Origin of the sequence: Dactylosporangium sp. McL0621, assembly GCF_049995355.1 — a bacterium.
GTDB lineage: Bacteria > Actinomycetota > Actinomycetes > Mycobacteriales > Micromonosporaceae > Dactylosporangium.
The window spans coordinates 11,224,624-11,250,273 of record NZ_CP188259.1; the positions used below are offsets into that span (position 1 = coordinate 11,224,624).

At 72.2% G+C, this 25,650-nt stretch carries 33 protein-coding genes and 1 riboswitch; of the genes, 17 read left to right on the plus strand and 16 right to left on the minus strand.

Annotated elements, in window-relative coordinates:
* Window positions 1-14 precede the first annotated feature (14 nt).
* Window positions 15-551: a hypothetical protein gene (locus ACPPVO_RS53105; RefSeq protein WP_426507016.1), complete on the minus strand. Its 537-nt coding sequence runs from the start codon at window positions 549-551 to the stop codon at window positions 15-17.
* Entirely contained in the window at window positions 548-901 is a 354-nt protein-coding gene (locus ACPPVO_RS53110; RefSeq protein WP_426507018.1) for a hypothetical protein, read from the minus strand. The genes ACPPVO_RS53105 and ACPPVO_RS53110 overlap by 4 nt, the downstream gene beginning before the upstream one ends.
* 336 nt (window positions 902-1,237) lie before the next feature.
* Here ACPPVO_RS53110 and ACPPVO_RS53115 point away from each other — a divergent pair, with 336 nt between their 5' ends.
* From ACPPVO_RS53115 to ACPPVO_RS53140, 6 genes are all read left to right on the plus strand, one after another.
* Window positions 1,238-1,561 carry a VOC family protein gene (locus ACPPVO_RS53115; RefSeq protein WP_426507020.1) on the plus strand — a complete coding sequence of 108 codons (324 nt, stop codon included), beginning with the start codon at window positions 1,238-1,240 and terminating at the stop codon, window positions 1,559-1,561.
* Window positions 1,558-2,658, plus strand: coding sequence for an AI-2E family transporter (locus ACPPVO_RS53120; RefSeq protein ID WP_426507022.1), 1,101 nt, complete (start codon window positions 1,558-1,560; stop codon window positions 2,656-2,658). The genes ACPPVO_RS53115 and ACPPVO_RS53120 overlap by 4 nt, the downstream gene beginning before the upstream one ends.
* On the plus strand, window positions 2,655-3,884 hold the full coding sequence (locus ACPPVO_RS53125; RefSeq protein ID WP_426507023.1) for a deoxyguanosinetriphosphate triphosphohydrolase: 1,230 nt from the start codon (window positions 2,655-2,657) through the stop codon (window positions 3,882-3,884). Before ACPPVO_RS53120 ends, ACPPVO_RS53125 begins: the two co-directional genes overlap by 4 nt.
* A gap of 205 nt (window positions 3,885-4,089) precedes the next feature.
* Window positions 4,090-5,346, plus strand: coding sequence for an NAD(P)/FAD-dependent oxidoreductase (locus ACPPVO_RS53130; RefSeq protein WP_426507025.1), 1,257 nt, complete (start codon window positions 4,090-4,092; stop codon window positions 5,344-5,346).
* Window positions 5,347-5,401: 55 nt separating this feature from the next.
* Entirely contained in the window at window positions 5,402-5,725 is a 324-nt protein-coding gene (locus tag ACPPVO_RS53135; protein WP_426507026.1) for a hypothetical protein, read from the plus strand.
* Between the two features lie 9 nt (window positions 5,726-5,734).
* Entirely contained in the window at window positions 5,735-6,376 is a 642-nt protein-coding gene (locus tag ACPPVO_RS53140) for an HAD family hydrolase (protein WP_426507028.1), read from the plus strand.
* A gap of 172 nt (window positions 6,377-6,548) precedes the next feature.
* Here the strand turns inward: ACPPVO_RS53140 and ACPPVO_RS53145 are convergent, their stop codons facing one another.
* Together ACPPVO_RS53145 and ACPPVO_RS53150 are read right to left on the minus strand one after the other, a co-directional pair.
* The gene (locus tag ACPPVO_RS53145) at window positions 6,549-7,292 is read right to left on the minus strand and encodes a zf-HC2 domain-containing protein (RefSeq protein ID WP_426507030.1); all 744 of its coding nucleotides are present in this window, start codon (window positions 7,290-7,292) and stop codon (window positions 6,549-6,551) included.
* A gap of 44 nt (window positions 7,293-7,336) precedes the next feature.
* Entirely contained in the window at window positions 7,337-7,927 is a 591-nt protein-coding gene (locus ACPPVO_RS53150) for a TetR/AcrR family transcriptional regulator (protein ID WP_426507032.1), read from the minus strand.
* 63 nt (window positions 7,928-7,990) lie between these two features.
* Between ACPPVO_RS53150 and ACPPVO_RS53155 the strand changes: the two genes are divergently transcribed.
* Window positions 7,991-8,389 carry a VOC family protein gene (locus tag ACPPVO_RS53155; protein ID WP_426507033.1) on the plus strand — a complete coding sequence of 133 codons (399 nt, stop codon included), beginning with the start codon at window positions 7,991-7,993 and terminating at the stop codon, window positions 8,387-8,389.
* A complete protein-coding gene (locus tag ACPPVO_RS53160; RefSeq protein WP_426507034.1) occupies window positions 8,386-9,378 on the plus strand; it encodes an aldo/keto reductase in 993 nt (330 codons plus the stop codon). The genes ACPPVO_RS53155 and ACPPVO_RS53160 overlap by 4 nt, the downstream gene beginning before the upstream one ends.
* On the opposite strand, the gene ACPPVO_RS53165 is transcribed toward ACPPVO_RS53160, so the two are convergent.
* From ACPPVO_RS53165 to ACPPVO_RS53175, 3 genes are read right to left on the minus strand one after another with little or no spacing between them, the layout of a single operon-like run.
* Window positions 9,375-9,767, minus strand: coding sequence for a RidA family protein (locus ACPPVO_RS53165; protein WP_426507036.1), 393 nt, complete (start codon window positions 9,765-9,767; stop codon window positions 9,375-9,377). The genes ACPPVO_RS53160 and ACPPVO_RS53165 overlap by 4 nt on opposite strands.
* 2 nt (window positions 9,768-9,769) lie before the next feature.
* A complete protein-coding gene (gene cobF, locus ACPPVO_RS53170) occupies window positions 9,770-10,516 on the minus strand; it encodes a precorrin-6A synthase (deacetylating) (RefSeq protein ID WP_426507038.1) in 747 nt (248 codons plus the stop codon).
* 23 nt (window positions 10,517-10,539) lie between these two features.
* Window positions 10,540-11,016, minus strand: coding sequence for a YcxB family protein (locus tag ACPPVO_RS53175; protein WP_426507040.1), 477 nt, complete (start codon window positions 11,014-11,016; stop codon window positions 10,540-10,542).
* Between the two features lie 116 nt (window positions 11,017-11,132).
* On the opposite strand from ACPPVO_RS53175, the gene ACPPVO_RS53180 reads away from it, so the two are divergent.
* The gene (locus ACPPVO_RS53180; RefSeq protein WP_426507042.1) at window positions 11,133-11,897 is read left to right on the plus strand and encodes a potassium channel family protein; all 765 of its coding nucleotides are present in this window, start codon (window positions 11,133-11,135) and stop codon (window positions 11,895-11,897) included.
* Here the strand turns inward: ACPPVO_RS53180 and ACPPVO_RS53185 are convergent.
* Genes ACPPVO_RS53185 through ACPPVO_RS53195 form a run of 3 tightly spaced genes read right to left on the minus strand, consistent with a single transcriptional unit; the run spans window position 11,861 to window position 14,298 of the window.
* Complete coding sequence (locus ACPPVO_RS53185; protein ID WP_360381837.1) at window positions 11,861-12,586, minus strand: histidine phosphatase family protein; 726 nt, start codon at window positions 12,584-12,586, stop codon at window positions 11,861-11,863. The two genes, ACPPVO_RS53180 and ACPPVO_RS53185, sit on opposite strands and share 37 nt — an antisense overlap.
* Window positions 12,587-13,306 (minus strand): TIGR03943 family putative permease subunit, encoded by a 720-nt coding sequence (locus ACPPVO_RS53190; RefSeq protein ID WP_426507044.1) that lies wholly within the window; start codon window positions 13,304-13,306, stop codon window positions 12,587-12,589.
* Window positions 13,303-14,298: a permease gene (locus ACPPVO_RS53195; RefSeq protein ID WP_426507046.1), complete on the minus strand. Its 996-nt coding sequence runs from the start codon at window positions 14,296-14,298 to the stop codon at window positions 13,303-13,305. The genes ACPPVO_RS53190 and ACPPVO_RS53195 overlap by 4 nt, the downstream gene beginning before the upstream one ends.
* Before the next feature lie 71 nt (window positions 14,299-14,369).
* On the opposite strand from ACPPVO_RS53195, the gene ACPPVO_RS53200 reads away from it, so the two are divergent.
* Entirely contained in the window at window positions 14,370-14,837 is a 468-nt protein-coding gene (locus tag ACPPVO_RS53200) for an XdhC family protein (RefSeq protein WP_426507047.1), read from the plus strand.
* Between the two features lie 150 nt (window positions 14,838-14,987).
* Here the strand turns inward: ACPPVO_RS53200 and ACPPVO_RS53205 are convergent, their stop codons facing one another.
* From ACPPVO_RS53205 to ACPPVO_RS53215, 3 genes are all read right to left on the minus strand, one after another.
* Window positions 14,988-16,370, minus strand: coding sequence for a glycine--tRNA ligase (locus ACPPVO_RS53205; protein ID WP_426507048.1), 1,383 nt, complete (start codon window positions 16,368-16,370; stop codon window positions 14,988-14,990).
* A 170-nt stretch (window positions 16,371-16,540) separates the two neighbouring features.
* Complete coding sequence (locus ACPPVO_RS53210; RefSeq protein ID WP_426507050.1) at window positions 16,541-17,065, minus strand: hypothetical protein; 525 nt, start codon at window positions 17,063-17,065, stop codon at window positions 16,541-16,543.
* A gap of 29 nt (window positions 17,066-17,094) precedes the next feature.
* Window positions 17,095-17,415 (minus strand): antibiotic biosynthesis monooxygenase family protein, encoded by a 321-nt coding sequence (locus ACPPVO_RS53215; protein ID WP_426507052.1) that lies wholly within the window; start codon window positions 17,413-17,415, stop codon window positions 17,095-17,097.
* Between the two features lie 32 nt (window positions 17,416-17,447).
* Between ACPPVO_RS53215 and ACPPVO_RS53220 the strand changes: the two genes are divergently transcribed.
* The 6 genes from ACPPVO_RS53220 to ACPPVO_RS53245 are packed head-to-tail and all read left to right on the plus strand — an operon-like array spanning window position 17,448 to window position 21,025.
* On the plus strand, window positions 17,448-17,696 hold the full coding sequence (locus tag ACPPVO_RS53220; RefSeq protein WP_426507054.1) for a DUF6703 family protein: 249 nt from the start codon (window positions 17,448-17,450) through the stop codon (window positions 17,694-17,696).
* Window positions 17,697-17,728: 32 nt separating this feature from the next.
* The gene (locus tag ACPPVO_RS53225; protein WP_426507056.1) at window positions 17,729-18,466 is read left to right on the plus strand and encodes a metal ABC transporter ATP-binding protein; all 738 of its coding nucleotides are present in this window, start codon (window positions 17,729-17,731) and stop codon (window positions 18,464-18,466) included.
* The gene (locus tag ACPPVO_RS53230; RefSeq protein WP_426507058.1) at window positions 18,466-19,335 is read left to right on the plus strand and encodes a metal ABC transporter permease; all 870 of its coding nucleotides are present in this window, start codon (window positions 18,466-18,468) and stop codon (window positions 19,333-19,335) included. The genes ACPPVO_RS53225 and ACPPVO_RS53230 overlap by 1 nt, the downstream gene beginning before the upstream one ends.
* Window positions 19,322-19,621: an ArsR/SmtB family transcription factor gene (locus ACPPVO_RS53235; protein WP_360381822.1), complete on the plus strand. Its 300-nt coding sequence runs from the start codon at window positions 19,322-19,324 to the stop codon at window positions 19,619-19,621. The genes ACPPVO_RS53230 and ACPPVO_RS53235 overlap by 14 nt, the downstream gene beginning before the upstream one ends.
* Window positions 19,611-20,375 (plus strand): hypothetical protein, encoded by a 765-nt coding sequence (locus tag ACPPVO_RS53240; RefSeq protein WP_426507060.1) that lies wholly within the window; start codon window positions 19,611-19,613, stop codon window positions 20,373-20,375. Before ACPPVO_RS53235 ends, ACPPVO_RS53240 begins: the two co-directional genes overlap by 11 nt.
* A 53-nt stretch (window positions 20,376-20,428) precedes the next feature.
* Window positions 20,429-21,025, plus strand: coding sequence for a hypothetical protein (locus ACPPVO_RS53245; protein ID WP_426507062.1), 597 nt, complete (start codon window positions 20,429-20,431; stop codon window positions 21,023-21,025).
* Here ACPPVO_RS53245 and ACPPVO_RS53250 read toward each other — a convergent pair.
* Window positions 21,008-21,193, minus strand: a complete 186-nt coding sequence (locus tag ACPPVO_RS53250; protein ID WP_426507064.1) for a hypothetical protein — start codon at window positions 21,191-21,193, stop codon at window positions 21,008-21,010. The genes ACPPVO_RS53245 and ACPPVO_RS53250 overlap by 18 nt on opposite strands.
* A 34-nt stretch (window positions 21,194-21,227) precedes the next feature.
* Here ACPPVO_RS53250 and ACPPVO_RS53255 point away from each other — a divergent pair, with 34 nt between their 5' ends.
* Window positions 21,228-21,608, plus strand: coding sequence for an FAD-dependent oxidoreductase (locus tag ACPPVO_RS53255; RefSeq protein WP_426507065.1), 381 nt, complete (start codon window positions 21,228-21,230; stop codon window positions 21,606-21,608).
* 1,045 nt (window positions 21,609-22,653) lie between these two features.
* On the opposite strand, the gene ACPPVO_RS53260 is transcribed toward ACPPVO_RS53255, so the two are convergent.
* Complete coding sequence (locus ACPPVO_RS53260) at window positions 22,654-24,540, minus strand: acyl-CoA dehydrogenase family protein (protein ID WP_426507067.1); 1,887 nt, start codon at window positions 24,538-24,540, stop codon at window positions 22,654-22,656.
* Between the two features lie 53 nt (window positions 24,541-24,593).
* The gene (locus ACPPVO_RS53265) at window positions 24,594-25,424 is read right to left on the minus strand and encodes an alpha/beta fold hydrolase (RefSeq protein ID WP_426507069.1); all 831 of its coding nucleotides are present in this window, start codon (window positions 25,422-25,424) and stop codon (window positions 24,594-24,596) included.
* A gap of 52 nt (window positions 25,425-25,476) precedes the next feature.
* A riboswitch (TPP riboswitch) is annotated at window positions 25,477-25,594 on the plus strand.
* Window positions 25,595-25,650: the final 56 nt, after the last annotated feature.

Below are 25,650 nucleotides of genomic sequence, written 5' to 3' on the forward strand. Positions count from 1 at the left end.
GGCGGGCGCCGGCCCTACCGCAGCGCTTGCAGCGCCGCCCGGATCCGCTTCAGCAGCGAGTCGTCCGGCACCTTGTCGATCGCCCCCGGAAGCACCGCCAGGGCGCTGACTCCGGCCGGCAGTTCCCGGCGCGCCGGGGCGGGGGCCGGTTCCTCGAACGTGAAGGTGCCGGGGAGGCGCTGCGGCAGCGACTCCTCCGGCGGTTCCGGGGCGGGCTCATGCGGTACCGCCGCCGCCGCTTTTGCTGTTTGCGGCTTCTCGTCGGGCTCCTGCGGCGGCACGACCAGCCCCGCCGCCGCGAGCCGACGCACGTCCAGCGTCACGGCGTAGGCCGAGCGCCCCAGCAGGCCCGCCAGCTCCTGCGGGGTGCGCTGCCCGTCCGCGTGCAGGACGATCTCCCACTGCAGGCCGGACAACAGCACCCGGTCGAGTCCCGGCCGCGGGACCGGCACGGCCAGCTGCCCGAGGGCCTTGGCGGGCGAGGTACCCCGGGGAAACCGGGGCTGCTTGCCGGGGGCGCCCGCCTTCGCCCCTACCGCGACCGCGTTCACGCGAGGTCGTCGGCCAGCGCGCGGATGCGCCGGCGGGCCATGGCCAGGTAGCCCTCGTTGCGGTCGAGCCAGACGTAGAGGACCAGTCGCGAGTCGAAGCTGGTGCGTACCGGCCGGATCAGGTGGTACGCGGCCGATGTGCTGATGATGACGTCCTCCACCGTGTCCCCCGGAACGGCCGGGGCGTAGGCCGCGGTCTGCATCGCGGCATGGATGACGCTCGCCGTGCCCAGGGCCGCGGCGGTCGGGTCGGCGTGCGGTGCGGCGTTCTCCTGGCCGCCTTCGAGGCCGAGGGTCTGGCCGGTGGTGTAGTCGATGAGGCTGGCCCCGATCGCACCCCGGATGGTCATGGCGCGGCGGAGACAATCATCGATAGCAGGCAACACTTGCTCCTGACTGGCTGATCGCGGACGCGCGGGGCCGTTCGCCGGCCCGTAACCATGCGCTCCGGGCAAGTTACCCCGCGTTCATTGATCGACTACTCTGTGCTTTCGGGCACGTTCGTCTGGCTGATCAGCCTTTGAATTTTGCAATACGCACGTTTGGCTCCTGAGGCGTCCGGAAAGGTACTAAGCTGCCCGGCCCCCCCGGCTTTTCGCACGGCTGCGACGGCCGTTCACCCGGCGTATGGTGGGTGCCCACGTCGACCGGAGGTGTGTATGGGGAGTTGCTGGTACGCCCTGATCGTGGACGCCGTCGACCCGGAACGCCTCGCCCGTTGGTGGGCCGAGGTGCTCGACCACCGCGTCGAGAGCGTAGCCCCGCACGAGGTCGTGATCGGCCCGGCCGCCGACGGCCATCCCCGCATCGTCTTCACCCTCCAGCACCATGAAGAGCGCGCCCGCAACCGCCTTCACCTCGACCTTCGCCCCGACGACCTCGACGCCGAAATGGAGCGGCTGGTGAACATGGGTGCCCGGCACGTCGATGCCGTTGAGCAGAATGACGCCTGGGTCGTGCTCGCCGACCCCGAGGGCAACGAATTCTGCATCATCCGGCCGAAGCGATGACCTTCACAAAAACCTACCGGCTGGCCATCGCCGCGGGGCTGGGCCTGCTCACGGTGGCCGCGGGGGCGTTCGCGGTCTACTCCGTGCGCCAGGTGCTGGTCCAGGTGCTCATCGCGCTGTTCGTGGCGGTGAGCCTCGATCCCGCGGTACGGCTGCTGATCCGCCACGGCGTGCGGCGCTCGATCGCCGTGGGCATCATCGGCGTGCTGGTGCTGGCGGTGCTCGCCGGCTTCGTCTGGTCGCTGGTGCCGCCCCTGGTCGGGCAGGCCGGCGACCTGCTCGCCAACATCCCGCACTACCAGCAGGAGCTGCAGGAGCGCTCGCGGACCTACCGGGAGATCGCCGACCGGTACGGGCTGACCGAACGGCTCACCGAGCTGGCCAAGACGCTGCCGGCCAAGGTCGGCGGCGGCGCGCTCGGCGTGGTCACCGGGATCTTCAGCGCGCTGGTGAACGTCCTGCTGGTCACCGTGCTCACCATCTACTTCATGGCCGACCTGCCGCGCATCCGCCGCGGCCTGGTCCGGCTGGTGCCCCGGTCGAGCCGGCCCCGCGCCGCGCAGGCGGTGAACGTGGTCGTCGACAAGGTCGGCGGCTACATGATCGGCAACCTGATCATCAGCCTCTTCGCCGGCGTGTCGTCGTTCGTGTGCCTGATCGCCCTCGGGGTGCCCTTCGCGCTGCCGCTGGCCGTGTGGGTCGCGCTCACCGACCTGATCCCGATGATCGGCGCCACCGTCGGCGCGGCCGGCTGCTGCATCGTCGCGCTGGTCACCGGCGACGTGACGTCGACGGTCGTGGTGGTCCTGTTCTTCGTGGCGTACCAGCAGCTGGAGAACTACCTCATCGCGCCGCGCGTGCTGCGCAACACCGTCGACCTGTCTTCGGTCGCGGTCCTGCTCGCCGCGCTCACCGGGGGCGCCATCCTCGGCGTCGTCGGCGCGCTCATGGCCATCCCGATCGTCGCCGCGATCAAGGTGCTGATGACCCCGATGGTGGAGGCGCTCAACGAGCCGCCGGCCCGCGAACCCCCGGCCGAGCCGCCGGTACCGATCCCGGCGCCCAGAGATGAGGACTCTTCTAAGCTCGAAGCGTGACCACCGCAGATGTCCAGCGTTTCGTGCCGGAGCCCCAGAAAGACTCGGTCACCACGTCCGCCGACAACGGCCGGACACCCTTCCAGCGCGACCGCGCGCGCGTGCTGCACTCCGCGGGCTTCCGCCGGCTGGCGGCCAAGACCCAGGTCCACACGGCCGGCGCCGACGCGTTCCTGCGCACCCGGCTGACGCACTCGCTGGAGGTCGCCCAGATCGGCCGGGAGATGGGCGCCCGGCTCGGCTGCGACCCCGACGTGGTCGACACCGCCGGGCTCGCCCACGACCTCGGGCACCCGCCGTTCGGGCACAACGGCGAGGACGCGCTCGACGCCGTCTCCGGGGCGTGCGGGGGCTTCGAGGGCAACGCGCAGACGCTGCGGGTGCTGACCCGCCTCGAGGCCAAGGTGCCGGAGGCCGGGCTCAACCTGACCCGGGCCGCGCTGGACGCGGTGTCGAAGTACCCGTGGTTCCGCACTCCGGGCAACCGCAAATTCGGGGTGTACCCGGACGACGCCGCCGTCTTCGCCTGGCTGCGCGCCGAGGCCGGCCCGGGCCGCTGCCTCGAGGCCCAGGTGATGGACTGGGCCGACGACGTCGCCTACTCCGTGCACGACCTCGAGGACGGCATCCACGGCGGGTACGTGCACCTCGCCCCGCTGCGGGTCGACGCCGGCGAGCGCGCGGCCCTGTGCGCCGACGTCGCCGCCGCGTACTCCCACGAGTCCGCCGCCGACCTCGAGGCGATCCTGCTGGAGCTGCTCGCCGACCCCGTGTTCGAGCCGCTCGACGACTACGACGGCAGCCACGCCGCGCAGATCGCCCTCAAGCGCATGACCAGCCTGCTCACCGGCCGCTTCGCCGCCGCGGCGGTCACGGCGACCCGGGAGCGCCACGGCCCGGCCCCGCTGCGCCGCTACGCCGCCGACCTGCTCGTGCCGCCGCTCGTGCGCGCGCACTGCGCCCTGCTCAAGGGGATCGCGCTGCGGTACGTCATGCGCCGGCCGGGGTCCGCGCAGCGCTACGCCGACGAGGTGGCGATCCTGCAGTCGCTCGTGGCCCGGCTCCTGGAGCGGGCGCCCGAGGGCCTCGACCCGGTCTTCGCGCCGATGTGGCGGGCGGCGCCGGACGACGCGGCCCGCCTCCGGGTGGTGATCGACCAGGTGGCGAGCCTGACCGACCAGTCGGCCCTGGCCTGGCACGCTCGGCTGACCGGGACGCACGCCTGACGGGCGGCCCGCTTGCCGGGCGGCCCGCTTGCCGGGCGGCCCGCTTGCCAGGCGGCCCGCTTGCCAGGCGGCCCGCTTGCCAGGCGGCCCGCTTGCCAGGCGGCCCGCTTGCCAGGCGGCCCGCTTGCCGGGCACGGGATCGTAGGCGGCTGGACCCGCCGTGGCGTGGCACGCGCGCGTGGCCGGTTCGTGACAGGCTTACACCATGGCTGATGAGCGCACGTTTGTGATTGTCGGGGCGAGCCTCACCGGCGCGAAGGCGGCGGAGACGCTGCGCGCCGACGGCTTCACCGGCAAGATCATCCTGATCGGCGAGGAGACCGAGCGCCCCTACGAGCGCCCCCCGCTGTCCAAGGACCACCTGCACGGCAAGGAAGGCGCGCGCGAGAAGGCGTTCGTCCACGAGCCCGGCTGGTACGCCGAGCACGACGTCGACCTGCGCCTCGCCACCCGCGTCACCCACCTGGACCCGGCCGCCCGCACCGTCACCCTCGACGGCGTCGATGAGCTGCACTACGACCGGCTCCTGCTGGCCACCGGCTCGCGCGTGCGGATGCTGGACGTCCCCGGGGCCACGCTCAACGGCGTGCGCTACCTGCGCACCGTCGACGAGTCCGACGCGCTGCTGGAGCACCTGCGCACCGCGACCGACGTCGTCATCGTCGGGGCCGGCTGGATCGGCCTGGAGACCGCGGCCGCGGCCCGCCACCACGGCGCCAACGTGACAGTGGTCGAGCTGGCCGACCTGCCGCTGCAGGCGGTCCTCGGCGACGAGGTGGCGCGGGTGTACCGCGAGTTGCACGAGGCCCACGGCGTGACCTTCCGCTTCGGGTCGAAGGTCGCCTCCTTCAAGGGCTCCGGCACCCTGTCGTCCGTCGTGCTCGACGACGGTACCGAGATCCCGGCCGACGTCGCCGTGGTCGGCATCGGCATCCAGCCCAACACCGAGCTCGCCGTCGACGGCGGCCTGGCGGTCGACAACGGCATCCTGGTCGACGCGGGCCTGCGCACCTCGGCCGCCGACGTGTACGCCGCCGGCGACGTGGTGAACCTGGACCACCCGCTGCTGGGGCGGCGGGTGCGGGTGGAGCACTGGGCGAACGCCCTCAACGGCGGCAAGGCGGCGGGCAAGGCCCTGCTGGGCGAGGAGGTCACCTACGACCGGGTGCCGTACTTCTTCTCGGACCAGTACGACCTCGGCATGGAGTACAGCGGGTACGCGGCCCGGGACGGCTACGACCGCGTGGTGTTCCGCGGCGACCCGTCGATCGCCGGCGGCAAGGCCCCGGAGTTCATCGCCTTCTGGACGAAGGACGGCCGCGTGCTGGCGGGGATGAACGCCAACGTCTGGGACGTGACCGAGCCGATCCAGGCCCTGGTCCGCGCGGGCCACAAGGGCACCGCCGTCGACCTGGCGAAGCTCGCGGACCCGGACGTCCCGCTGGACAAGCTCCTCGACTGACGATCTTCACCCGCGGCCCACAGGCTCTCCACAACCCGTCGCTACGCTCGCCCGAATGGAGCGACTCCGGGGCCTGTGGGCCTGTCTCGCCGGGCTGGCCGGCCTGGTGCTGCTGGTCTTGTACCTCGACCCGATCACCGACAAGCACCAGTGCCCGAACTGGGGCGCCAACGGCAACGCGAGCGCGTTCCGGGACGAGCGGTGGGACGTCTACCTGCCGCTGCTCGTCGTCGTCTGGATCGGCGCGGTGCTCGTCGAGCAGGTCCTGCCGCCGGCGCGGCGCTCCCCCGCCCGCGGCGTGCGGGCCGTCGCGGCGGTCGTCGTCGCCGTCGTCGCCGGGTGCTGCGGCGGGTTCCCGCTGATCGTGATGTGTCGATAGCCTGGCCGCATGCGGGCACGGGGCGTGATGTTCGACGCGGGCGGGGTGCTGATCGGGCCGGTCGGCGGGCGGTGGAACCCGCGGTACGACTTCGAGGTCATCGTGCTCGCCCACCATCCGGGGGCCGGGTCGTTCGACGGCGCGATCGCGGCCGGGCAGCGGTTTCTCGACGAGAGCCCCACTACGCCCGAGCGGGTCGAGTACCACCGGGTGATGCTCGCCGCGCTCGGCATCGGGGAGCCCTCGGCGCGGCTGCTCGACGAGCTCGAGGCGCCCGCGGCGGGGCCGGTCGTCGAGGTGTTCCCCGACGTGCGGCGCACCCTCGACCGGCTGCAGGCCGAGGGCGTGCGCATGAGCGTGGTCTCCGACTCGTGGGCCGGGCTCGTGCGCATCTTCGAGTCGCTGGACCTCGCCCGGTACTTCCGGGGCTTCGCGATCTCCGAGGTCCTCGGGTGCAACAAGCCGGACCCGCGCATGTACGCCGAGGGCCGCCGGCTGCTCGGCCTCGAGCCGCACGAGTGCCTCTTCATCGACGACGACCCCGCGCTCGTGGCGGCCGCGCGGGCGCTCGGCTTCCAGGGGCTGACCCTCGACCGGAGTGCGGCAGCGGCGTCCGGGACGGTCATCACCACCCTCGACCAGCTGCCGTAGGGGATCCCAAGGGGCTGTATCGAAGTGGATGGCCGGGCTGCGGCGGACTCAGGCGTCGGCTGGAACCACCCCGGTCACACCCCGATACAACCCCGGTATCGGGGCGCGCCCGGCGCGGCCCCAGCCGACGCCTGAGCCTTGCCTCGCTCCGACCCCCACTTCGATACAGCCCCTAGGCGGCCCGGCGGTGCTGGGGCGCGGGGTCGGCGACGCGCGCCTGGCCCTGGATCAGGCGCAGCCGCGACGGGCCCGGCGCCGGGGCCGGGGGCTCCTCGTCGAGAGCCGCGGGGCGGCGCCACCGCCACGGCGGCCCCTGGCGGTTCGCCGGCGGGCGGCCCGGGTCCAGCGCCGGGCGGGACAGGGCCAGGACGATCCCGTAGCCGGCCAGCACGAACCCGTGGGAGATCAGGCGGGTCGTCTCGACGGTGCCGTTGAGCAGGTCGCTCGTGCTCAGCAGCGCCAGCAGGGCCACGAACGCGGTGAGCATCGGCAGCGCGCCCGCGGGGGTCGCCCGGCGCGTGGCGATCCAGGCGAAGCCGGCGCCGATGGCCACGTTCCAGGCCGCCGACTCGTGGAAGACGTGGCCGGAGTCGTGGAGGTGGTTGGCGGTGGCGGCGCTCGCGGCCTGCGCGATGCCCAGCATGAACTGGGCCAGGCCGAAGAGGCCCAGCAGGACCCGCAGCAGGAGGATCAGGCGGCGGCGGGGCTTGAAGCCGGCCAGGAGGGTCGGCACCGGCGGCGGGGTGCCGGGCATCGGCTGCAGCCGCACCAGGCGCGTCACGGCCTGGGCCGAGCGCTCCCACTGGCGGCAGGCCGGGCAGCCCGCCAGGTGGGCGTCGACCAGCGCCGGCTCGATCGGCTCGTCCTCGCCGTCGAGCCGGGCCGACAGCGCCTCGCGGTACCGCTCACACTCCACGGTTGGATTGTCGCCGGGCGGGCCCGGATAGTTCCACCCCGCCCTCAGGGAACGCCCAACGCCCGCGTCCACAGGTGGGTCAGGGTGTCGACAAGCACCTCGCGGTCGTCGAACGGCGCGACGCCGCAGGCGGCCAGGTAGTACACCCGCTCCCCCAGCCAGGTCAGGGACGCCGCCAGGGCCGGGACGTCGACGCCCTCCAGGGCCGGGTCGTCCGCGATGCGCTCCAGGGTGGCGGCGGTGAACGTGGCCATCTGCCCCAGCCACAGCTCGCGCAGCAGGGGGTCGGAGCCCCAGCTCTCCACGATCGCGCGCAGCACCCCGGCGTTCGCCAGCCACAGGTCGGCCCCGGCCGCGATGCCGTGGCGCAGCGCCGCCCGCGGGTCCGGCGCGCCGGAGAGCCACGGCTCGGCGGCCTCGTGGCCCGCGCCCACCGCGCGGCGGACCAGCTCGGCCAGCGCCGCCTGCTTGGACGGGAAGTAGAAGTAGAAGCTCGCCCGGGACACCCCGGCGGCGGCGATGATCTCGGCCACGCTGAGGGAGTCGAAGGTGCGCTCGTCCAGCTGCGCCCGCAGCGCGTCGAGGACGCGTTCGCGCAGTTCGGCGGCCGAGGGCTCGTCACGACGGGCGTTCACGGCTCCCACGGTACCGTATGCGATGTCTGGACAGTGTGACCAGACAGCTTGTATGGTCGAGGCATGACACAGATTGCCGTCCATCTCGTGGTGGACGATGCCGCCGCGGCCGCCGCCTGGTACGCCGAGGTCCTCGGCGCCCGGGAGACGAGCCGGGTCGACCGGCCCGACGGCCGCCCGCTCACCGTCGAGCTGCGGGTCGGCGACACGGTGGTGGCCGTCGCCGGCGCCGCCATGCAGAGCAGGGCCGCGTACCACGTGCGCGTCGAGGACGTCGACGCCGTCTGGGCGGCGGCGCTGGCCGCGGGCGCCACGCCGTTCGAGGCGCCGCACGACGCGTTCTGGGGTGAGCGCACCGCGCAGTTCCTGGACCCGTCCGGACACCGCTGGGCGATCGACCAGCACCTTCGCGACGTCGAACCGGACGAGATCGCGCGGCACGTGGCGGCGATGTTCGCATGAGCATGAAGTACCGCACATTCGGACGCACCGGCCTGCGCGTCTCCGAGCTCGTGCTCGGCGCGATGACCTTCGGTGAGCAGGGCGGCGTCGGCGCCCCGATCGAGGAGTGCCGGAAGATCCTCGACGCGTACGCGGACGCGGGCGGCAACATGGTCGACACCGCGATCAACTACCGGGGCGGCGCCAGCGAGGAGATCCTCGGCGAGCTGCTGCAGGGCCGGCGCGATCGGTTCGTGCTCTCCACGAAGTACACGGTCACGCGCGACGCCACCGACCCCAACGGCGGCGGCAACCACCGGCGCAACCTGCGGCTGTCGCTGGAGACGAGCCTGCGGCGCCTGCGCACCGACCACGTCGACGTCTACTGGGTGCACATCTGGGACCGGCACACGCCGATCGAGGAGACCGTGCGCGCCCTCGACGACGCGGTGGCGGCGGGCAAGGTGCTGTACCTCGGGATCTCCGACGCCCCCGCCTGGCTCGTGGCCCGCGCGAACACGCTCGCCGAGTGGCGCGGCTGGACCCCGTTCGCCGGCCTCCAGGTGCCGTACAGCCTGGTGAACCGCGACGCCGAGCGCGAGCTCCTGCCGATGGCGGACGCGTTCGGCCTGTCGGTGACGGCGTGGAGCCCGCTGGGCGGCGGCGTCCTGACCGGCAAGTACGACCTGTCCGAAGAGGGCCGTCTCAACCGGGCCGACATCAGCGAGCACGACCTCAACGTCGCCCGCACGGTCCGCGAGGTCGCCGGCGAGCTCGGCGCATCCCCGGCCCAGGTGGCCCTGGCCTGGGTACGGCAGCGGCCCGATGTGCTGCCCATGCTCGGCGCCCGGACGGAGGCCCAGCTCCTCGACAACCTGCGTTGCACCCAGATCGAGCTCACGCCCGAGATGTCCGGCCGGCTCGAGGCCGCCACCGGGTTCAAGGCCGGCTTCCCGGCCGACTTCATCAGCCAGACCGAGCCGTGGGTGCTGGGCCGCGCCGCGCTCTAGGCCGCGGCCACGACCACGATCTCGATAAGCCACTCGGGGCGGACCAGGGCGGGCACGGTCAGCAGCGTGCTCGCCACGAGCCGCCCCGACATGAAGGTGTCGCGCTCGGCCATCGCCTGCGCGAGCCCGTCCTCGGCGGCCCCCGCGACCACGTACGTCGTGATGCTCACGACGTCGTCGGCGGACATGTCCGCCTCGGCGAGCACCAGGGCGATGTTGTGCCAGATGACCTTCGCCTGCGCGGCGACCCCGTCGGGCACGGTCCCGTCGGCGGCGATGCCGACCTGGCCCGCGAGGTGCAGCCAGCGGGCCGGGTTGGTGACGAGCGTGGCGTGGGCGTAGCGCGCCGCCGGCCGGGCCATCCCGTCGGGCATGATCGGCTGATGCATACCTAGGACTGTAGGCGCCGCAGCAGGTACGTATCCATGATCCAGCCTTTTCGGGCCCGCGCCTCGGCCCGCACGGCCTCGATCTCGTCGAGCACCTCGCCGAGCCGGCCGTGGCGGAGGATCTCGTCGGGCGTGCCGAGGTACGCACCCCAGTAGATGTCGATCGGCTCGTCGCGGTACCGCCGGCAGGAAAGCCCGGCGTCGAGCATCACGACGACGTCGTCGCACCCGGCCGGCCACTGCGCCGCGAGCCGCCGCCCGGTCGTGATGTGCACGGGGCCGGCCACGCGGTTGAGCGTGACGCGGTGCCGGGCGGTCAGGATCTGCACGCTGCTGATGCCCGGGACGACCTCGTACTCCACCCCGCCGATGGCGTCGAGCACGCGGATGGTGCCGTCGTACAGCGCCGGGTCGCCCCAGGCCAGGATGCCCCCGACGCCGTCCGGCCCGAGCTCGTGCGCGAACGCCGCGCCGAGCCGCCGGGCCCGCTCGTCGCGCCAGTCCTCGACCGCGCCCGTGTAGTCGGCCGCGGCCCGGTCGCGGGGCGGGTCGGCGATGACGACGGTGCGGGAGCCGGGGCGGGTGACGTAGCGCTCCACGAGCGCCTTGCGCGCCTCGGTCAGCTCCGCGGCCGCCTCGCCCTTGTCGAGCACGAAAAACACGTCGACGGCGTTCATGGCGTTGATCGCCTGAACGGTGACGTGCTCCGGGTCACCGGCACCGACTCCGATGATCAACACCTTACGCATGCCGCAATCGTAGGAAAGCCGGCCTACACGGGTACGAGCAGGCCCTGCTCCGTCAGGAAGTCGCGCATCTTGCGCTCCTCCGGCTCCGGCAGCAGGGTGAACGGCACCACGAGCATCCCGGTGCCGCCGACCACGACGATCCAGAACTCGCCGTTGTCCTCGACGCGCTCGACGGCCGGCCAGAGGTACCCCGTGCGCAGGCTCGGCGTGAAGACCCGCACGCCGTCGTCGCTGAGCTCGTAGGTCGCGGTCTCGGCGTACACCCCGGTGCGAGCCTTGGCCGCGGCCTGGGTCAGCAGCCACGGGCCCACGAGGATGATCAGTCCCGGGGGCAGCAGCACGCCGGCGCCGATCGGGATGCCGAGGACGAGCGCGCCGAGGCCGGCCACCGCCAGGCCGCCGCCGGCGAGGTTCCACGTGCGCAGACTGCCCCGCATGCGCGCCCGCACCGACCGGCGCGTCCGGCCGCCGTCGGGCTGGACCGTCAGCGTGATCAGCATCAGTCCCCGTTCATCGATTGCTGCCGTAGGGTACGCCATTCGGGTGGCCCGCCGGGAGCACCCCCGGGCACAGAACCGTGACCTTGGAACATGGCGCGAGGGTGCATGCTGTGGCCATGGACATCCGCGGTGACCAGCGCGCCGATGCCTGGGAGCGGCGCACCGCGGGGCCGCTCACCGCGCTGGCGGTGGTGTTCCTGGTCGCGTACGCCGTGCCGATCCTGCGCCCGGGCCTCGGCCGGGCCTGGCACGACGCCTGCGAGGCCGCGAACATCGCGATCTGGACACTGTTCGTCGCGGACTACGCGGTCCGGTTCCTGCTGCACGTGCGCCGGGTCCAGTTCGTGCGCGGGCACCTGTTCGACCTGGCGGTCCTGCTGCTGCCGGTGCTGCGCCCGCTGCGCGTCCTGCGGCTGTTCACCGCGGTCCTGGTGCTGACCCGGCGCACGGAGGCCTGGGCGCGCGGGCGCCTGGCGCTGTACGTCGGCGCGACGAGCATCCTGCTCATCTTCGTCGCCGCGCTGGCCGTGCTCGACGCCGAGCGCGGCAACGCGGACGCGAACATCACCAGCTACAGCGAGGCCGTGTGGTGGGCGTGCGTGACGATCACGACGGTCGGGTACGGCGACCACTTCCCGGTCACGACGGACGGCCGGCTCGTCGCGGTCGGGCTCATGATGGGCGGGATCGGGCTCATCGGTTTCGTGACGGGCTCGCTTGCCACCTGGATCGTGGACCGGATCTCGGTCAAGGACGACAACACCCAGGACGCCACGAAGAGCGACATCGCGCAGGTGCTCGCCGAGGTCCGGGCGCTGCGGGAAGAGGTCGCGGACCTGCGGTCTCAGATCCCGTCGGCGGCCGAGCCCACCGTCCAGTAGACCCGGTTGTAGTCGGCGAGCTCGAGGTGCTCGCCGTTGTCCCGGTAGGTGGTGACCCCGCAGTTGGCCGGGGACTGTCCCGGCGGCCACTTCTGGGCCTGCGCGTAGGTCCAGCCCTCCAGCAGGAACCGGAAGCAGCGCAGCGTCCCGCCGTGGGTCACGATCATGACCTTCTGGCCGGCGTGGTCGCGCAGCAGCCCGTCGAGGAACGTGTGCACGCGGCCGACGACGTCGGCGAGGCTCTCCCCGCCGGGCGGGCGCGCCATGAAACCGCCGAAGGTCTGCCAGTACTCGTTGAGCCACGGGAACGCCGCCTCGGCCTCCGCGGTCGTCATGTCGTAGGCGAAGCCGGGGTCGCGCTCGCGGATGAACAGATCGGCCTTGACCCGCATCCGGGCGCGCTCCGCCGTGCTGTACGCGGCCAGCACGCCCTCGGCGGTCTGCTCGGTGCGCGCGTACCCGCTCGTGAAGACGTAGTCGAAGGCGCCGAAGCGCTCCCGGACGGCGTGCCCGGTCTGCTCGGCCTGCTTGCGCCCGTCGGCGGTCAGCTCGATGAGATGGTCCGGCACGCCGCGCACCACCTGGCGGGCGGCGTCGTCGGCGAAGTACACGCTGCCCTTCTTGGCCTGGTTGCGCGCCGACTCGGCGTGGCGGACGAGGACCAGCAGGGCGGGACGGGAGGAGTCCATCTACGACTCGTACTGCTCTTGCGGCACCGGGATCAAGGTGACGTCCGACACCGAGATGAACGGGATCGCCTCGCCGTTGACGTCATCGGTGATCTCGCGCCCGCTGTACTTGCCGGTCACGCGCACCCACTGCTGGTCGGCGAGGCCCTCGGGCAGCTCGCCGTCGAGCGCGACCTTGACCGGGCGGGCGTCGGCCGCGCAGCAGCTGACCATCATCCGGGCCAGCAGCCACTGGTCCTGCGGCCCGCGCATCGCGAAGCCGGTGAGCTGGATGCGGCGTTCGCCGAGCGACACGCCCTTGTCGAACACGGCCCGCGAGGCGTAGTCGAGCATCGTCAGGGTGAGCGGGTCGCCGGCGGGCAGCGGCGCGTACTCCGAGCGGGCGGTCACCGCCGAGCCGGAGCGCCCGGCCGCATAGGAGCCCAGCGCCGGCGGGGCGAACAGCAGCAGCCCGAGCACCGGGGCGAGCAGCAGCCAGGCGACCTTGGGGCCGCCGTGCGCGTGGCCGTGCCCGTCGTCGTCGGCGTCGGCGTCGGCCTTGTGGCCCCGCAGCTCGTACCAGAGGGTGAACGCGCCCGCGAGCACGAGGATCGCGCCGGCGGTGACGAGGTACGGCTGCAGGCCCGGCTTGACGTAGTTGAGGTACTGCCCGGACAGCGAGGCCCGCAGCACGGCCCCGCCCACGAGCAGCAGGATGACGGCCTGCGCCTGCTTGTTCACAACAGCACCGGTCCCAGGATCGCGGAGACGAGGATCGCCATGACGAACGTGGCGGGCGCGAAACGCACCGCGAACCGGCGGCCGAAGATGCCGGCCTGCATCGCGAAGAGCTTCAGGTCGATCATCGGCCCGACGACGAGGAACGCCAGCCGGGCGGTGAGCGAGAACTGGGTGAGCGACGCGGCCACGAACGCGTCGGCCTCGGAACAGATCGACAGCAGCACGGCGAGCAGGCCCAGCGTCACGATCGCCAGGACCGGGTTGGCGGCGACGTGCTCCAGCCAGGACTTGGGCACCACGACGGCGATGACGGCGGCCGACGCGGCCCCGATGACCAGGAACCCGCCGGCGTGCAGCACGTCGTGGCGCACCGAGGCCCAGAACGCCGGCCACTTCCCCATCCCGTCCAGGTGCGCGCGCGACGGCATCCGCAGCCAGCTGCCCTTGCCGAACGCCTGCCACAGCCAGCCCATGAGGCAGGCGACCACGAGGCTGGCCACGGCCCGGCCCACCACCATCTGCGGCTGGCCCGGGAAGGCGACGGCGGTGGAGACCAGCACGACGGGGTTGACGGCGGGCGAGGCGAGCAGGAACGCGAAGGCGGCGGCCGGGGTGACCCCGCGGCGCACGAGCGCGCCGGCCACGGGCACGGACGCGCACTCGCAGCCGGGCAGCACGACGCCGGCGATCGATGCCGTCGGTACCGCCAGCACGGGATGTGACGGCAGCGCTTTGGCGAAGAACGACGGCGGGACGAACACGGCGATGACCGCGGAGAGCACGACGCCGAAGACCAGGAACGGGATCGCCTGGGTGAGCACCGAGACGAACACGGTCAGCCAGGTCTGCAGCGCCGGCGTGGCCAGCGAGCGGGTGATCGGGGCCCGCAGCAGCACCACGAGCACGAGCACGGCCGCGAGCACCTCGACCGACCCGGGGCGCCAGCCTCGTCGCGGGGGTGCTTCGATCTGCCGCTCCTCGGTCACCGTCACGACGAGGAGGCTACCCCTTCGATTGGTACCGTCGGCATGAAGCGGCGGCGAACACTTCGGAGCGTGAGGCCATGTTCGACTCACAGGCGTGCGCACTGGCCCACGGGGCGGTCGACCTTGCCCCGGACGGGCGGGCGGTGGTAGCGGTCTTCGACTCGCCGGTCGCCACCCAGCTGCTGCACTTCGCGGCGACGCTCGGTTACCGCGTAGCCCTCGCGGACCCCGGCCTCGACGGGGTGGCGATCGACGCGAACACCGACGTGGTGGTGTGCGACCACGACCGGCCCGAGCTCGGCCCGGCGCTGCGCGACGCGCTGCGGACGCCGGCCCGCTGGATCGGCGTGATGGGCAGCCCGCGGCACACGGGCCCGCACATCGCGGCGCTGCAGGCGCTGGGCGTGGCCGCGGCGGACATCGCGCGCGTGCACCGGCCGATCGGGCTCAACATCGGCTCCCGGACCCCGGCCGAGATCGCCCTGGCGACCCTCGCCGGGCTGGTCGCCGACAGGAACGACCGGCCCGGCGGGTTCGTCTTTTAGGGGCTGTATCGAAGTGGGGGCCGGAGCGAGGCGAGGCTCAGGCGTCGGCTGGGGCCGCGCCGGGCGCGCCCCGATACCGGGGTTGTATCGGGGTGGTTCCAGGCGGCGTCTGAGTCCGCCGCAGCCCGGCCATCCACTTCGATACAGCCCCTAGCAGCCCGGGAGGCGCTCGATCAGGTAGGTCTCGACCTGGTCGATCGACACCCGCTCCTGGCTCATCGTGTCGCGGTCGCGCACGGTGACCGCGTTGTCGGTGAGGGTGTCGAAGTCCACCGTGAGGCAGTACGGCGTGCCGATCTCGTCCTGGCGGCGGTACCGCCGGCCGATGCCCTGCGCGTCGTCGAAGTCGACCGTCCAGCGCTTGCGCAGCTGGGCGGCCAGGTCGCGGGCCTTGGGCGAGAGGTCGGCGTTGCGCGACAGCGGCAGCACGGCCGCCTTCACCGGGGCGAGCCGCTTGTCGAAGCGCATGACCGTGCGCTTGTCGACGGAGCCGCTGGTGTTCGGCGCCTCGTCCTCGTCGTAGGCCTCGAGCAGGAACGCCAGCACCGCGCGGGTGAGGCCGGCGGCGGGCTCGATGACGTACGGCACCCACCGCTCCTTCTTCTCCTGGTCGAAGTAGGACAGGTCGACGCCGGAGTGCTTCGAGTGGGTGGTGAGGTCGAAGTCGGTGCGGTTGGCGATGCCCTCGAGCTCGGAGAACTCCTGGCCGCCGAAGCGGAAGCGGTACTCGATGTCGACCGTGCGCTTCGAGTAGTGCGAGAGCTTCTCCTTCGGGTGCTCGAAGAAGCGCAGGTTCGCCTCGGAGATACCCAGGCCGATGTACCAGTTCCAGCGCTCCTGCAGCCAGTACTCGTGCCACTGCTCGTCGCTGCCCGGCTCGACGAAGAACTCCATCTCCATCTGCTCGAACTCGCGCGTGCGGAAGATGAAGTTGCCGGGGGTGATCTCGTTGCGGAAGCTCTTGCCGATCTGCGCGATGCCGAACGGCGGCTTCTTGCGCGCCGCGCCCGCCACGTTGTTGAAGTTGACGAAGATGCCCTGCGCGGTCTCGGGGCGCAGGTAGTGCAGGCCCTCGTCGTTCTCCACGGCGCCCAGGTAGGTCTTCATGAGGCCGTTGAACATCCGCGGCTCGCTGAAGGTGCCCTTGTTGCCGCAGTTCGGGCAGTTGATCTCGCCGAGCACGAACGGCTTGCCCGCGCCGTTCTTCTCGACCCAGGCCTCCTCGAGGTGGTCGGCCCGGAAGCGCTTGTGGCACGAGGCGCACTCGGTCAGCGGGTCGACGAACGCGTCGACGTGGCCGGAGGCGACCCAGACGTCGCGGGCGAGGATCACGGCGGAGTCGAGGCCGACGATGTCGTCGCGCTGCTGCACCATGTTGCGCCACCACTGCCGGCGCACGTTCTCCTTGAGCTCCACGCCCAGCGGGCCGTAGTCCCAGGCCGAGCGCGTGCCTCCGTAGATCTCGCTCGACGGGAAGACAAAGCCGCGGCGCTTCGCGAGGCTGACGACGGAATCGATGCGATCTGCGGCCATGGTTCCTCCTCGGCCTCACGGCGACTGGCTGTCGGCAAGGCTGGTTATGTGATGTCCGGACTGGTCGTACCCGGGCAAACCGTCAAACGTCACCATCGACGGTACGGTTACGCCGCGTCGAGCCGCACCAGATTAACGGGCGAGCCCGAGCGCTCCGCGCCGCGGTGCGCTCAGTCGACTCCCCCGCAGATCAGGTACCGGGTGCCGGCCTGCTCCATGGTGTAGCGCCGGTCCACCCAGGTCGTCTGCTCGCGCACCCGGGCCGGGACCGTGATCGTGTTGCTGATCGTCACGTTGTCCGCGTCGACCGTGAAGTCGGTGACCGGGGTCGAGCCGAAGTGGTCCTCGAACCAGCCCAGCGAGTGGGTGCGCTGCTGGTCGTCGCAGAGCAGGCGCCGCGCGGTGGCGTAGTCCTCGTCGCGCACGGCGGTCAGGTAGTCCTCGACGACGGCGGCGACCTGGCTCTTGCCGATCGAGTCCGCGTAGGGCAGCAGCATGGTGACGCCGACCACGCCGCCGACGCAGCACAGCACGAGGATCAGCCCGCCGATGCCCAGCCCCCACCACAGCCCGCGCAGGTCACGGTCGCGCGGCGGCGAGGCGAAGGGCGCGACCACGCCCGGCCCGCGCGGCGGCGGCGGGACCTCGTCGGGCTGCTCCCAGAGGGGTGGCGGGCCGACCTGCGGCGGCATCATGGCGTTCAGCCTATCCAACCGTGCGCGCTTCAGGCCCGGTCACTGGCGGTGACCGTGAGCTCGCCCCCCGGGGCGCTCTCGGCCAGCACCTCGAACGCCGAGGGCTCGTCGAGCGCCTGGGCCAGCAGCGGGGTGGCGTGCACCTTGACGTCGTAGTTGGACAGTGCGCGCCGGTAGGCCCCCACGGACGCCCACTCGGTGACGATGCTCCAGTGGCGTGGATCGTCGAACGCACGTCCGAGGCGGCCGCGAAGGTACCCTGGGCAGGCCGCCAGGGCGGCGAGCGCGTCGTGGGCACGTCCGGCGAAGCCGTCGTCCTCCTCGACGACGAACCTGGTCATCACGAGCATGCCGCCGAGCATACGGAAGGACTCCCAGCCCCATGACCGAGCGTGTGCTCTTCCGCCTCTCCCGGATGAACAAGACGGCCGCCTTCCTCGCCACCGCGGCGCTGGTCTTCCTCGGGCTGTGGCTGCCGGGGATCGTGGGGGCCGCGGTGCTGCTGGTGCTGGCCGCCGGCCTCATCTGGCTGCTGAGCAGGACGTGGAAGGTCACGCCGCCGCCGGTGCGGGTCCCCCGCGTGCTCATCCTGGCGCTGCTGATCGCGGCGGTGGCGTACAAGGCAAGTTGACAACGATTCCCATTATCGGGCACGCTCGGAGGGTGGTTCTCCAGGTCGAACGGGCGGTCGTCGCCTACGATGGCCGGCCCGTGCTCGACGGGGTGTCGCTGTCGGTGCGCGCCGGCGAGGTGGTCGCCGTCCTCGGCGCCAACGGGTCGGGCAAGTCCACCCTCGTGAAGGCGTCGATGGGGCTGGCCCCGCTGGCCGGCGGCGAGGTGCGGCTCTTCGGCACCCCGCTGCGGCGCTTCCGCGGCTGGCACCGCATCGGCTACGTCCCGCAGCGCGTCGGGGCCGGCTCCGGCGTGCCCGCGACCGTCGGGGAGGTCGTGGCCGAGGGGCGGCTCGCCCGCCGCGGGTTCCTGCGCCCCGCCTCCGCCGCCGACCGCCGCGCCGTGGCCGACGCCCTCGCCGGGGTCGGGCTGGCCGACCGCGCCCGCGAGCCCGTCTCGGTGCTCTCCGGCGGGCAGCAGCAGCGGGTGCTCATCGCCCGCGCGCTGGCCGGCGGGCCGGAGCTGCTGGTGCTCGACGAGCCGACGGCCGGCGTCGACGCGGTCAGCCAGGAGCTGTTCGCCGGGTGCCTGCGCCGGTTCGTGACCCAGGGCGGCACCGTCGTCTTCGTCGCCCACGAGCTCGGGCCGCTGCGCCCGCTCATCACCCGCGCGGTCGTGGTCAGCCGCGGCGAGATCGTGCACGACGGCGCCCCGCCGACCGACCACGACCACGTGCACCCGCACGCCGACGGCCACGGCCCGGTGCCTCCGCACGTCGCGGCGGCCTGATGAGCATCTTCGCGTACGACTTCATGGTCCGCGCCCTGCTCGGGGCGCTCATCACCGGCGCGTCCGCGCCCGCGATCGGCACCTACCTGGTGCAGCGGCGGCTCTCGCTGATCGGCGACGGGCTCGGGCACGTCGCCCTCACCGGCGTCGGGCTCGGCCTGCTGCTGCACCGGTCCCCCGTGATCATGGCGGTGCTCGCCGCCGCGGCCGGGGCCGTGGTCATCGAGCTGGTCCGGGAGCGCGGCCGCACCTCCGGCGACATCGCGCTGTCCATGCTCTTCTACGGCGGCATCTCCGGCGGCGTGGTCCTGGTGAACCTGTCCGACGAGCAGAGCAGCCGGAGCCTGGTGACGTACCTCTTCGGCTCCCCGCTCACGACCAGCCGGCAGGACCTGACCGTCATGCTGATCCTCGGCGTCGCCGTGCTCACGGTGGCGATCCTGCTGCGGCCGTGGCTCTTCGCGGTCTGCCACGACGAGGAGTACGCCCGCGTCTCCGGCCTGCCGGTGCGCACCCTCAACCTCATCCTCGCGATCACCACCGCGGTCACCGTCACCGTCGCCATGCGGGCCGTCGGGCTGCTGCTCGTCAGCGCGCTCATGGTGGTGCCGGTGGCGACGGCCCAGCAGGTCACCCGCGGCTTCCGCGCCACCATGCTGACCGCCGTCGGGATCGGCGTGCTCGTCTCCGGCCTCGGCGTGTGGCTGTCCACCGCGATCGACACCGGGCCGGGCGCCACCGTCGTGCTGCTGGCGATCGCCGGCTTCTTCGGCGTGACCGTCGGCGTCGCCGCCGTGCGGGCCGCCCGCCGGGCCCGCCACCGCAGCGCCGCCGAGACCGAAGAGGTCGAGGCCAGTGTCGTCGCCTGAGCACCCGCACGACGGCTACGAGGCCGCCGGGGAGCTGCTCAAGGCGCTCTCCGCCCCGCTGCGCATCCGGATCGTCACCGAGCTCGCGGGCGGGCCCCGCTGCGTCCACGAGCTGGTCGAGACGCTCGGCGCGCCCCAGCCGCTCGTGTCCCAGCACCTGCGCGTGCTGCGCGGGGCCGGGGTCGTGCGCGGTTCGCGACGGGGTCGCGAGATCGCCTACGCTCTGATCGATGAGCACATCGCGCACATCGTCGCCGACGCCGTCAGCCACGCGCGTGAGGGCTGACCGCCTCGCCGCCGTGGCGCTGGTGGCGGTGCTCGGGCTCACCGGATGTACCGGTTCCGCCGAACCGGCATCGCCCGGCTCCGCGGCGCCGGCCAGCGCCGCCCCCGCGGCGACCGACCCGGCGTCGGTGTTCCGCGCGGCGGTCGCGAAGACCAACCAGTCCACGATGTCGTTCACGATCGACTCCGACCTCGGCACCCTCGGCACGATGCACGGCGAGGGCGCGGCCGACCCGAAGCAGAAGGCGACCGCCTACCAGGCCGAGCTGCTCACCACCGACCGGAAGATCGACATCGCGGCGGTGCTGGTCGGCCCGGACCTGTACCTCAAGGTCACCGGCCTGACCACCGACCGCTGGGCGCACCTGGACCTCGGCAAGGTCAAGTCGCTGTCCAAGCTCGGCCTGGACGCGACGGGCAGCCCGACCGGCCTCGGCTCGATCGGCGACGAGATCGTGACCGTGACGCGGACCGGCCCGGGCGCGTTCAGCGGCACCCTCGACAAGACCAGGAACCCGCTCACCGCCTCCGCGGGCGCGAGCGAGGCGCTCAAGAGCGTTCCCTTCGAGGCGAAGGTCAACGCCGGGGGGTACGTCACCGAGCTGGTCACCCACACCCCGCCCGTGGGCACCGCCCCCGCCTCGACGACGACGGCGGCATTCGCGGACTTCGGCAGCAAGACGATCACCATCAACCGCCCCGACTCGGCGACGGTCGAGCAGGCGCCCGACTCGTTCTACGACGCGCTGCAGTAGTCCGAGGGTTTACGAGCGCTGCGCCGAGCGGGCCGGTGCGCCACGCTGAAGCCATGAAGCTCTATGCCGACCGCGCCCCCGCCGCCATCCGGCAGTTGCTCACCGACGCGCTCGTCGTCGTCTGGGTGTACGCCTGGATCCGGGTCGGGATGGCCCTGTTCGACCTCATCCAGAAGCTGGCGGTGCCCGGCCGGAAGCTCGAGGGCGCCGGCAACGGGCTGGCCTCGAACCTCAGTTCGGCCGGCGACAAAATCAACAAGGTGCCCGGCGTCGGCGACTCGATCGCGGCCCCGTTCAAGGACGCCGCGGAGGCCGCCAACTCGCTCGCCAACGCCGGCCGGGACCAGCAGGAGATCGTCAACAACCTCGCGTGGATCCTCTCCGTGGTCGTCGTCGTGCTGCCGATCGTGCTCGTCGTCGGCGTGTGGCTGCCGCTGCGCATCCGGTGGGCGCGCCGGGCCGCCTCGGCCGCGCGGCTGCGCACCGCGACGGCGGGCCGCGACCTGCTGGCCCTGCGCGCCCTGGCCACCCAGCCGCTCAAGCGCCTCGTGGGCATCGACCCCGAGGTGGCCGCCCAGTGGCGCCGCGGCGACCCCGACACCGTCGAGGCGCTGGCGCGCCTGGAGCTGCGCTCACTCGGCCTGCGCTGAGGTCAGGAGCTCCGTGAGCGCGGCGACCTGGTCCGCGTAGTGCGTCACGAACTCCGGTGAGCGGGGATCGGCACCGCACAGCGGCTCGATCACGTGCGGCAGCGTGGTGGTCGCCAGCTGCGCCGGGCCCTGCTGACCGGCCTGGACGACGTCGTACACTTCGGCCACCCGGTGACCGGCTACGATCCGCGCGGGCGAGCGAGTGGACCCATGGCCGTCCGGCGCGGTAACCCTGCTGGGCGACGCGATCCACACCACGCCCCCGACGGGCGGAGTGGGCGCGAACACCGCCTTGCAGGACGCGGCAACGCTGGCCGGTTCGCTGCGGAGCGCACCATTGCCGGAGGCGGTCGCCGCGTACGAGCGGGTCATGCTCCCGCGCGGTTTCGACACCGTGGATCGCTCACAAGGTTCGCTTAAGCGTCGCGAACGAATCGGCGGTCGGCGCTTCGGGCGGGGCTTTGTTATAGTTGCGTCGGCGGGGAATTCGGTTGATGTCCGCGCCGGCCGGGGCGAGTTGCGGTTGATTGTTCCGCCGCTTGAGGCATTGGCGGACCGTGCGCGATCGTGGTGCCGTTTTTGACATATGAGGCCGGGTCGGCGCGGGTTCGCTGTGATTGTCGGCGCTGACCTGCTCCTGCGGAACTGGCGGGACTGGATCTGCGGCTTGCTCGGACGGCGGAACCGGGCATTCGGCCTTCCCCGCTGGCGCGACCGGCGGAACCGCGCACCTAGCCTGCTCAGCTGGCAGGACCGGCGGGACCGCGCACCTGACCTCCTCAGGACCGGCGGGACCGCGCACCTGACCTCCTCAGCTGGCAGCACCGGCGGGACCGCGCACCTGACCTCCTCAGCTGGCAGGACCGGCGGGACCGCGCACCTGGCCTGCTCGACCTGCGGGACTGGCAGGACCGGCGGGACCGCGCACCTTGCCGGCGGGACCGGCGGGACCGCGCACCTAGCCTGCTCAACCTGCGGGACCGACGGGATCGGGCATTCGGCCTGCTCAACCACCGGAGCCGACCCGCCTGACGCAAGAGCAGCCCGCTGCTCGTAGTTCGCCTTCGCCTCAGCCGCCCGCCGAGCGAAGCTCGCATACCCAGCCGCCTCACTGCCAAATTCCCGCCGAAGCTTCTCCGCATACCGTCGCTTCAACCCCCAGTAGCGACGCTCCTTGCATTCCCGCCGAAACGCATCCTGAGAAGGCGACCAATTCCGCGCCCGAGTCCGATCCCGCATAGCAGCCACTTGCGCCCGACTGAACAACGATATCTGCCCCACCACCCCACAATTATCCCAACCCACCCCCGAACAACGCTGCCCCACTTCATATAGCGCACAAATCCGGGACCACCGAATGACGACCCGCACGAACCCGCCGGCAAACCACGGCCAAGAGGAATAACCGCACGCAACAACGAACCAGGACCACGCTTACACATTGCGGGAGCGCAAGCTCCCGCCACCATCGGCCGAGCGTCGATTGTCAGTCCCAAAGTCCAAGTAAGCCGACATAAACCCCGTCAGGCGAAAAATCCGATATGTCGCGGCGCGAAGCGCCCGACATATCGAAAAAAGCGGCCCCCGAGCACAAAGAAAAGCCCGGGAGCCGCCCAGCGAACAAAAACTCAGAACCGCCGCCGCACATCCTGCTCAGCAGAGGGACCCGGCGACCAGGTAGACGTAGTAGACCCATCAGACGGCGCCGCCACGACGCCCTCCTCCAGCGAGAGGTACCGCCCGGCCAGAACACGCTTGGCCGCCGACAACTCCACCGAGTCCGCGTTGGTCCACAGGTCGTGGAAGAGCGCATCCGCGCGCAGCGCCGCCTGGCGGCAGAACAGGTCCGCGAGCTCCAGACCCTCCGGCCGGGCCGCCAGCTCCGTGCGCGCCTTCACGCACGCCGCCGACATCGCGAACAGCTCCGCGCCGATGTCGACCACGCGGCCCAGGAAACCCTGCTTGTGCTCCAGTTTGCCCTGCCAGCGCGCCATCGCGTAGAAGGTCTCGCGGGCCAGGCGGCGCGACGCGCGCTCCACGTAGCGCAGGTGGACGGCCAGCGGGCCGTAGTCCGCGAAGCCGCCCGGCAGCTGGCCCTTGCCCGTGACCAGGGTCGGCAGCCACTTGGCGTAGAAGCCGCCGGCCTTCCCGGCCGCCTTCGCCTTGCGGCCCAGGCCCGCCTCGGGGTCGATGATGTCACCCGCCACGGAGAGGTGGGCGTCCACCGCCTCGCGGGCGATGGCCAGGTGCATGATCTCGGTCGAGCCCTCGAAGATGCGGTTGATGCGCAGGTCGCGCAGGATCTGCTCGGCCGGCACGGCCCGCTCGCCGCGGGCGGCCAGGGAGTCGGCGGTCTCGTAGCCGCGGCCGCCGCGGATTTGTACGAGCTCGTCGGCGACCTTCCAGGCCAGCTCCGAGGCGTACAGCTTGACCAGCGCGGCCTCGATGCGGATGTCGTTGCGGTTGTCGTCGGCGAGGCGGCAGGAGACCTCGAGCATGGCCTCCATGCCGTAGGTCGAGCCGGCGATGAACGCGATCTTCTTGGCGATCGCCTCGTACGTGCCGATCGGGCGGCCCATCTGGACCCGCTCGGCGGCCCACTCGCGGGCTACGCCGAGGCACCACTTGCCGGCCCCGACGCACATCGCCGGCAGCGACAGCCGGCCGGTGTTGAGCGTGCTCAGCGCGATGCGCAGGCCCTTGCCCTCGCCGCCGATGACGTTGGCCGCCGGCACCCGTACGTCGTGGAAGCGGGTCACGCTGTTCTCCAGGCCGCGCAGGCCCATGAACGCGTTGCGGCGCTCGATCGTCACACCGGGCGCGTCGGCCTCGACCACGAACGCGGTGATGCCGCCCTTGTGACCCTCGCTCTTCGGGACCAGCGCCATGACCACGTACAGCGTGGCCAGGGTGCCGTTGGTGGCCCACAGCTTCACGCCGTTGAGCAGGTAGTCGCCGTCCTCGGTGGGCACCGCGGCGGTGCGCAGGTTGGCCGGGTACGACCCGACCTCCGGCTCGGTGAGCAGGAACGCCGAGACCTCGCCGGCGGCCAGCCGCGGCAGGAACCGCTGCTTCTGCTCGTCGTTGCCGACCAGTTTGAGCGGCTGCGGTACCCCGATCGACTGGTGCGCCGACAGCAGCGCGCCGATGGACGGGTTGACCGAGCCGACGAGCATGAGCGCGCGGCAGTAGTCGAGGTTCGTCAGGCCCAGCCCGCCGTACTTCTGGTCGATCTTCATCCCGAACGCGCCCAGCTCGCCGAGGGAGCGGAGCACCTCGTCGGGGATGCGCGCGTCGCGCTCGATCTGCTGCCCGTCGACGGTCTCGACGTAGGCGGTGAGCTTTTCGCGGAACTCGACGCCGCGGGCCTCGGCGGCGGGGTCGAGCTCCGGCAGCGGGTCGATGAGATCGAGGCGGAGCCGGCCGAGGAAGAGCTCCTTGCCGAAGCTGGGCTTCCTCCACTCGGTCTCGCGGTTCTCCTCGATGACCTTGCGCGCCTCGCGTTCCGCGCGCACCGACGTCGAAACCATGGACACCCCCAGGTGGACGCTCCTGAACCTCCAGGTTATTACCCGCGAGTAGCGTTGACTATGCCGACAATCGCCGCGGCTACCTCGGCGGGCGCCTCATCGGGGATCCAGTGGCTGATCCCGGCGAGCGGGACGAACCGGTAGTCCCCCGCGACGTAGGAGGCGCAGGCGCGGGCCGCCGTCGGGCCGATCGCCACGTCGCCGTCGCTCCAGACATACGTGGTCGGGACCGTCGCCGGGCCGAGGCCGACCAGGTCGAGGGGGCTCATCGCGCGGTACCAGTTCAGCGCCGGGGTCAGCGCGCCCGGCTCGAGCAGGGCCCGCACGTAGGCGTCGGCGTCGGCGTGGGCCAGCGGGGCGAAGATTGCCCGCAGCCGCCGCCCGCCGTCGGCCAGCAGCACCTCCTCGGCCTTCCCCGGCTGCCGGAAGAGCTTGATGTACGCCGAGCGCTCCTTCTGGTCCGGATCGTTGGCGTACGCGTAGGCCGAGGCGTGCGGGTGCGGCACCGAAACCGCGGTGAGCGTGCGCACCCGGGAGGCGTGCCGCAGCGCCACGTGCCAGGCGCAGATGGCGCCCCAGTCGTGCCCCACCAGGTGTACCGCCGGAATGTCCAGCGCATCGAGGACGGCGACCACGTCCAGGGCGCACTCGGTGATCCGGTAGGCCTCGACCTCCGCGGGCCGGGCGCCCGGCGAGGTGCCCCGCTGGTCGAGGGCGTAGGTGCGCAGCCCGGCCGCGTGCAGCCGCGGGGCGACGTCCGCCCACTCGCCGCTGTGCTGCGGGAAGCCGTGCAGCAGCAGCACCGGCTCGCCGTCCTCGGGGCCGCCGTCGAACACATCGAACGTGAGCGAGCGCGCCGTGATTTTCATGACCCGAGACTACGAGCAGACGACGTTCACTGTTACCGTCGGGAAACAACTGCACATCCGACAGGGGAGCGCACAGCGCTGAGAGTGCGGCGGCCGCGTCAAACCGGCCCCGCAGACCCTCGAACCTGATCTGGGTAATGCCAGCGCAGGGAGCTCGGTCACCTCACGCCAGCACGCCATGCCGCCGTACCCCGGCGGTGCGGCGTCGCGTCTCCTTCTGGTTCGC

Coding starts and splice junctions, on each gene's coding strand:
- ACPPVO_RS53155 (WP_426507033.1), top strand. CDS start 7,991: ATGACACAGATTGCCGTCCATCTCGTGGTGGACGATGCCGCCGCGGCC.
- ACPPVO_RS53185 (WP_360381837.1), bottom strand. CDS start 12,586: ATGGACTCCTCCCGTCCCGCCCTGCTGGTCCTCGTCCGCCACGCCGAG.
- ACPPVO_RS53245 (WP_426507062.1), top strand. CDS start 20,429: ATGAAGCTCTATGCCGACCGCGCCCCCGCCGCCATCCGGCAGTTGCTC.
- cobF (WP_426507038.1), bottom strand. CDS start 10,516: ATGCGTAAGGTGTTGATCATCGGAGTCGGTGCCGGTGACCCGGAGCAC.
- ACPPVO_RS53130 (WP_426507025.1), top strand. CDS start 4,090: ATGGCTGATGAGCGCACGTTTGTGATTGTCGGGGCGAGCCTCACCGGC.
- ACPPVO_RS53160 (WP_426507034.1), top strand. CDS start 8,386: ATGAGCATGAAGTACCGCACATTCGGACGCACCGGCCTGCGCGTCTCC.
- ACPPVO_RS53135 (WP_426507026.1), top strand. CDS start 5,402: ATGGAGCGACTCCGGGGCCTGTGGGCCTGTCTCGCCGGGCTGGCCGGC.
- ACPPVO_RS53110 (WP_426507018.1), bottom strand. CDS start 901: ATGACCATCCGGGGTGCGATCGGGGCCAGCCTCATCGACTACACCACC.
- ACPPVO_RS53220 (WP_426507054.1), top strand. CDS start 17,448: ATGACCGAGCGTGTGCTCTTCCGCCTCTCCCGGATGAACAAGACGGCC.
- ACPPVO_RS53200 (WP_426507047.1), top strand. CDS start 14,370: ATGTTCGACTCACAGGCGTGCGCACTGGCCCACGGGGCGGTCGACCTT.
- ACPPVO_RS53215 (WP_426507052.1), bottom strand. CDS start 17,415: ATGCTCGTGATGACCAGGTTCGTCGTCGAGGAGGACGACGGCTTCGCC.
- ACPPVO_RS53165 (WP_426507036.1), bottom strand. CDS start 9,767: ATGCATCAGCCGATCATGCCCGACGGGATGGCCCGGCCGGCGGCGCGC.
- ACPPVO_RS53175 (WP_426507040.1), bottom strand. CDS start 11,016: ATGCTGATCACGCTGACGGTCCAGCCCGACGGCGGCCGGACGCGCCGG.
- ACPPVO_RS53140 (WP_426507028.1), top strand. CDS start 5,735: ATGCGGGCACGGGGCGTGATGTTCGACGCGGGCGGGGTGCTGATCGGG.
- ACPPVO_RS53265 (WP_426507069.1), bottom strand. CDS start 25,424: ATGAAAATCACGGCGCGCTCGCTCACGTTCGATGTGTTCGACGGCGGC.
- ACPPVO_RS53210 (WP_426507050.1), bottom strand. CDS start 17,065: ATGATGCCGCCGCAGGTCGGCCCGCCACCCCTCTGGGAGCAGCCCGAC.
- ACPPVO_RS53180 (WP_426507042.1), top strand. CDS start 11,133: ATGGACATCCGCGGTGACCAGCGCGCCGATGCCTGGGAGCGGCGCACC.
- ACPPVO_RS53120 (WP_426507022.1), top strand. CDS start 1,558: ATGACCTTCACAAAAACCTACCGGCTGGCCATCGCCGCGGGGCTGGGC.
- ACPPVO_RS53205 (WP_426507048.1), bottom strand. CDS start 16,370: ATGGCCGCAGATCGCATCGATTCCGTCGTCAGCCTCGCGAAGCGCCGC.
- ACPPVO_RS53230 (WP_426507058.1), top strand. CDS start 18,466: ATGAGCATCTTCGCGTACGACTTCATGGTCCGCGCCCTGCTCGGGGCG.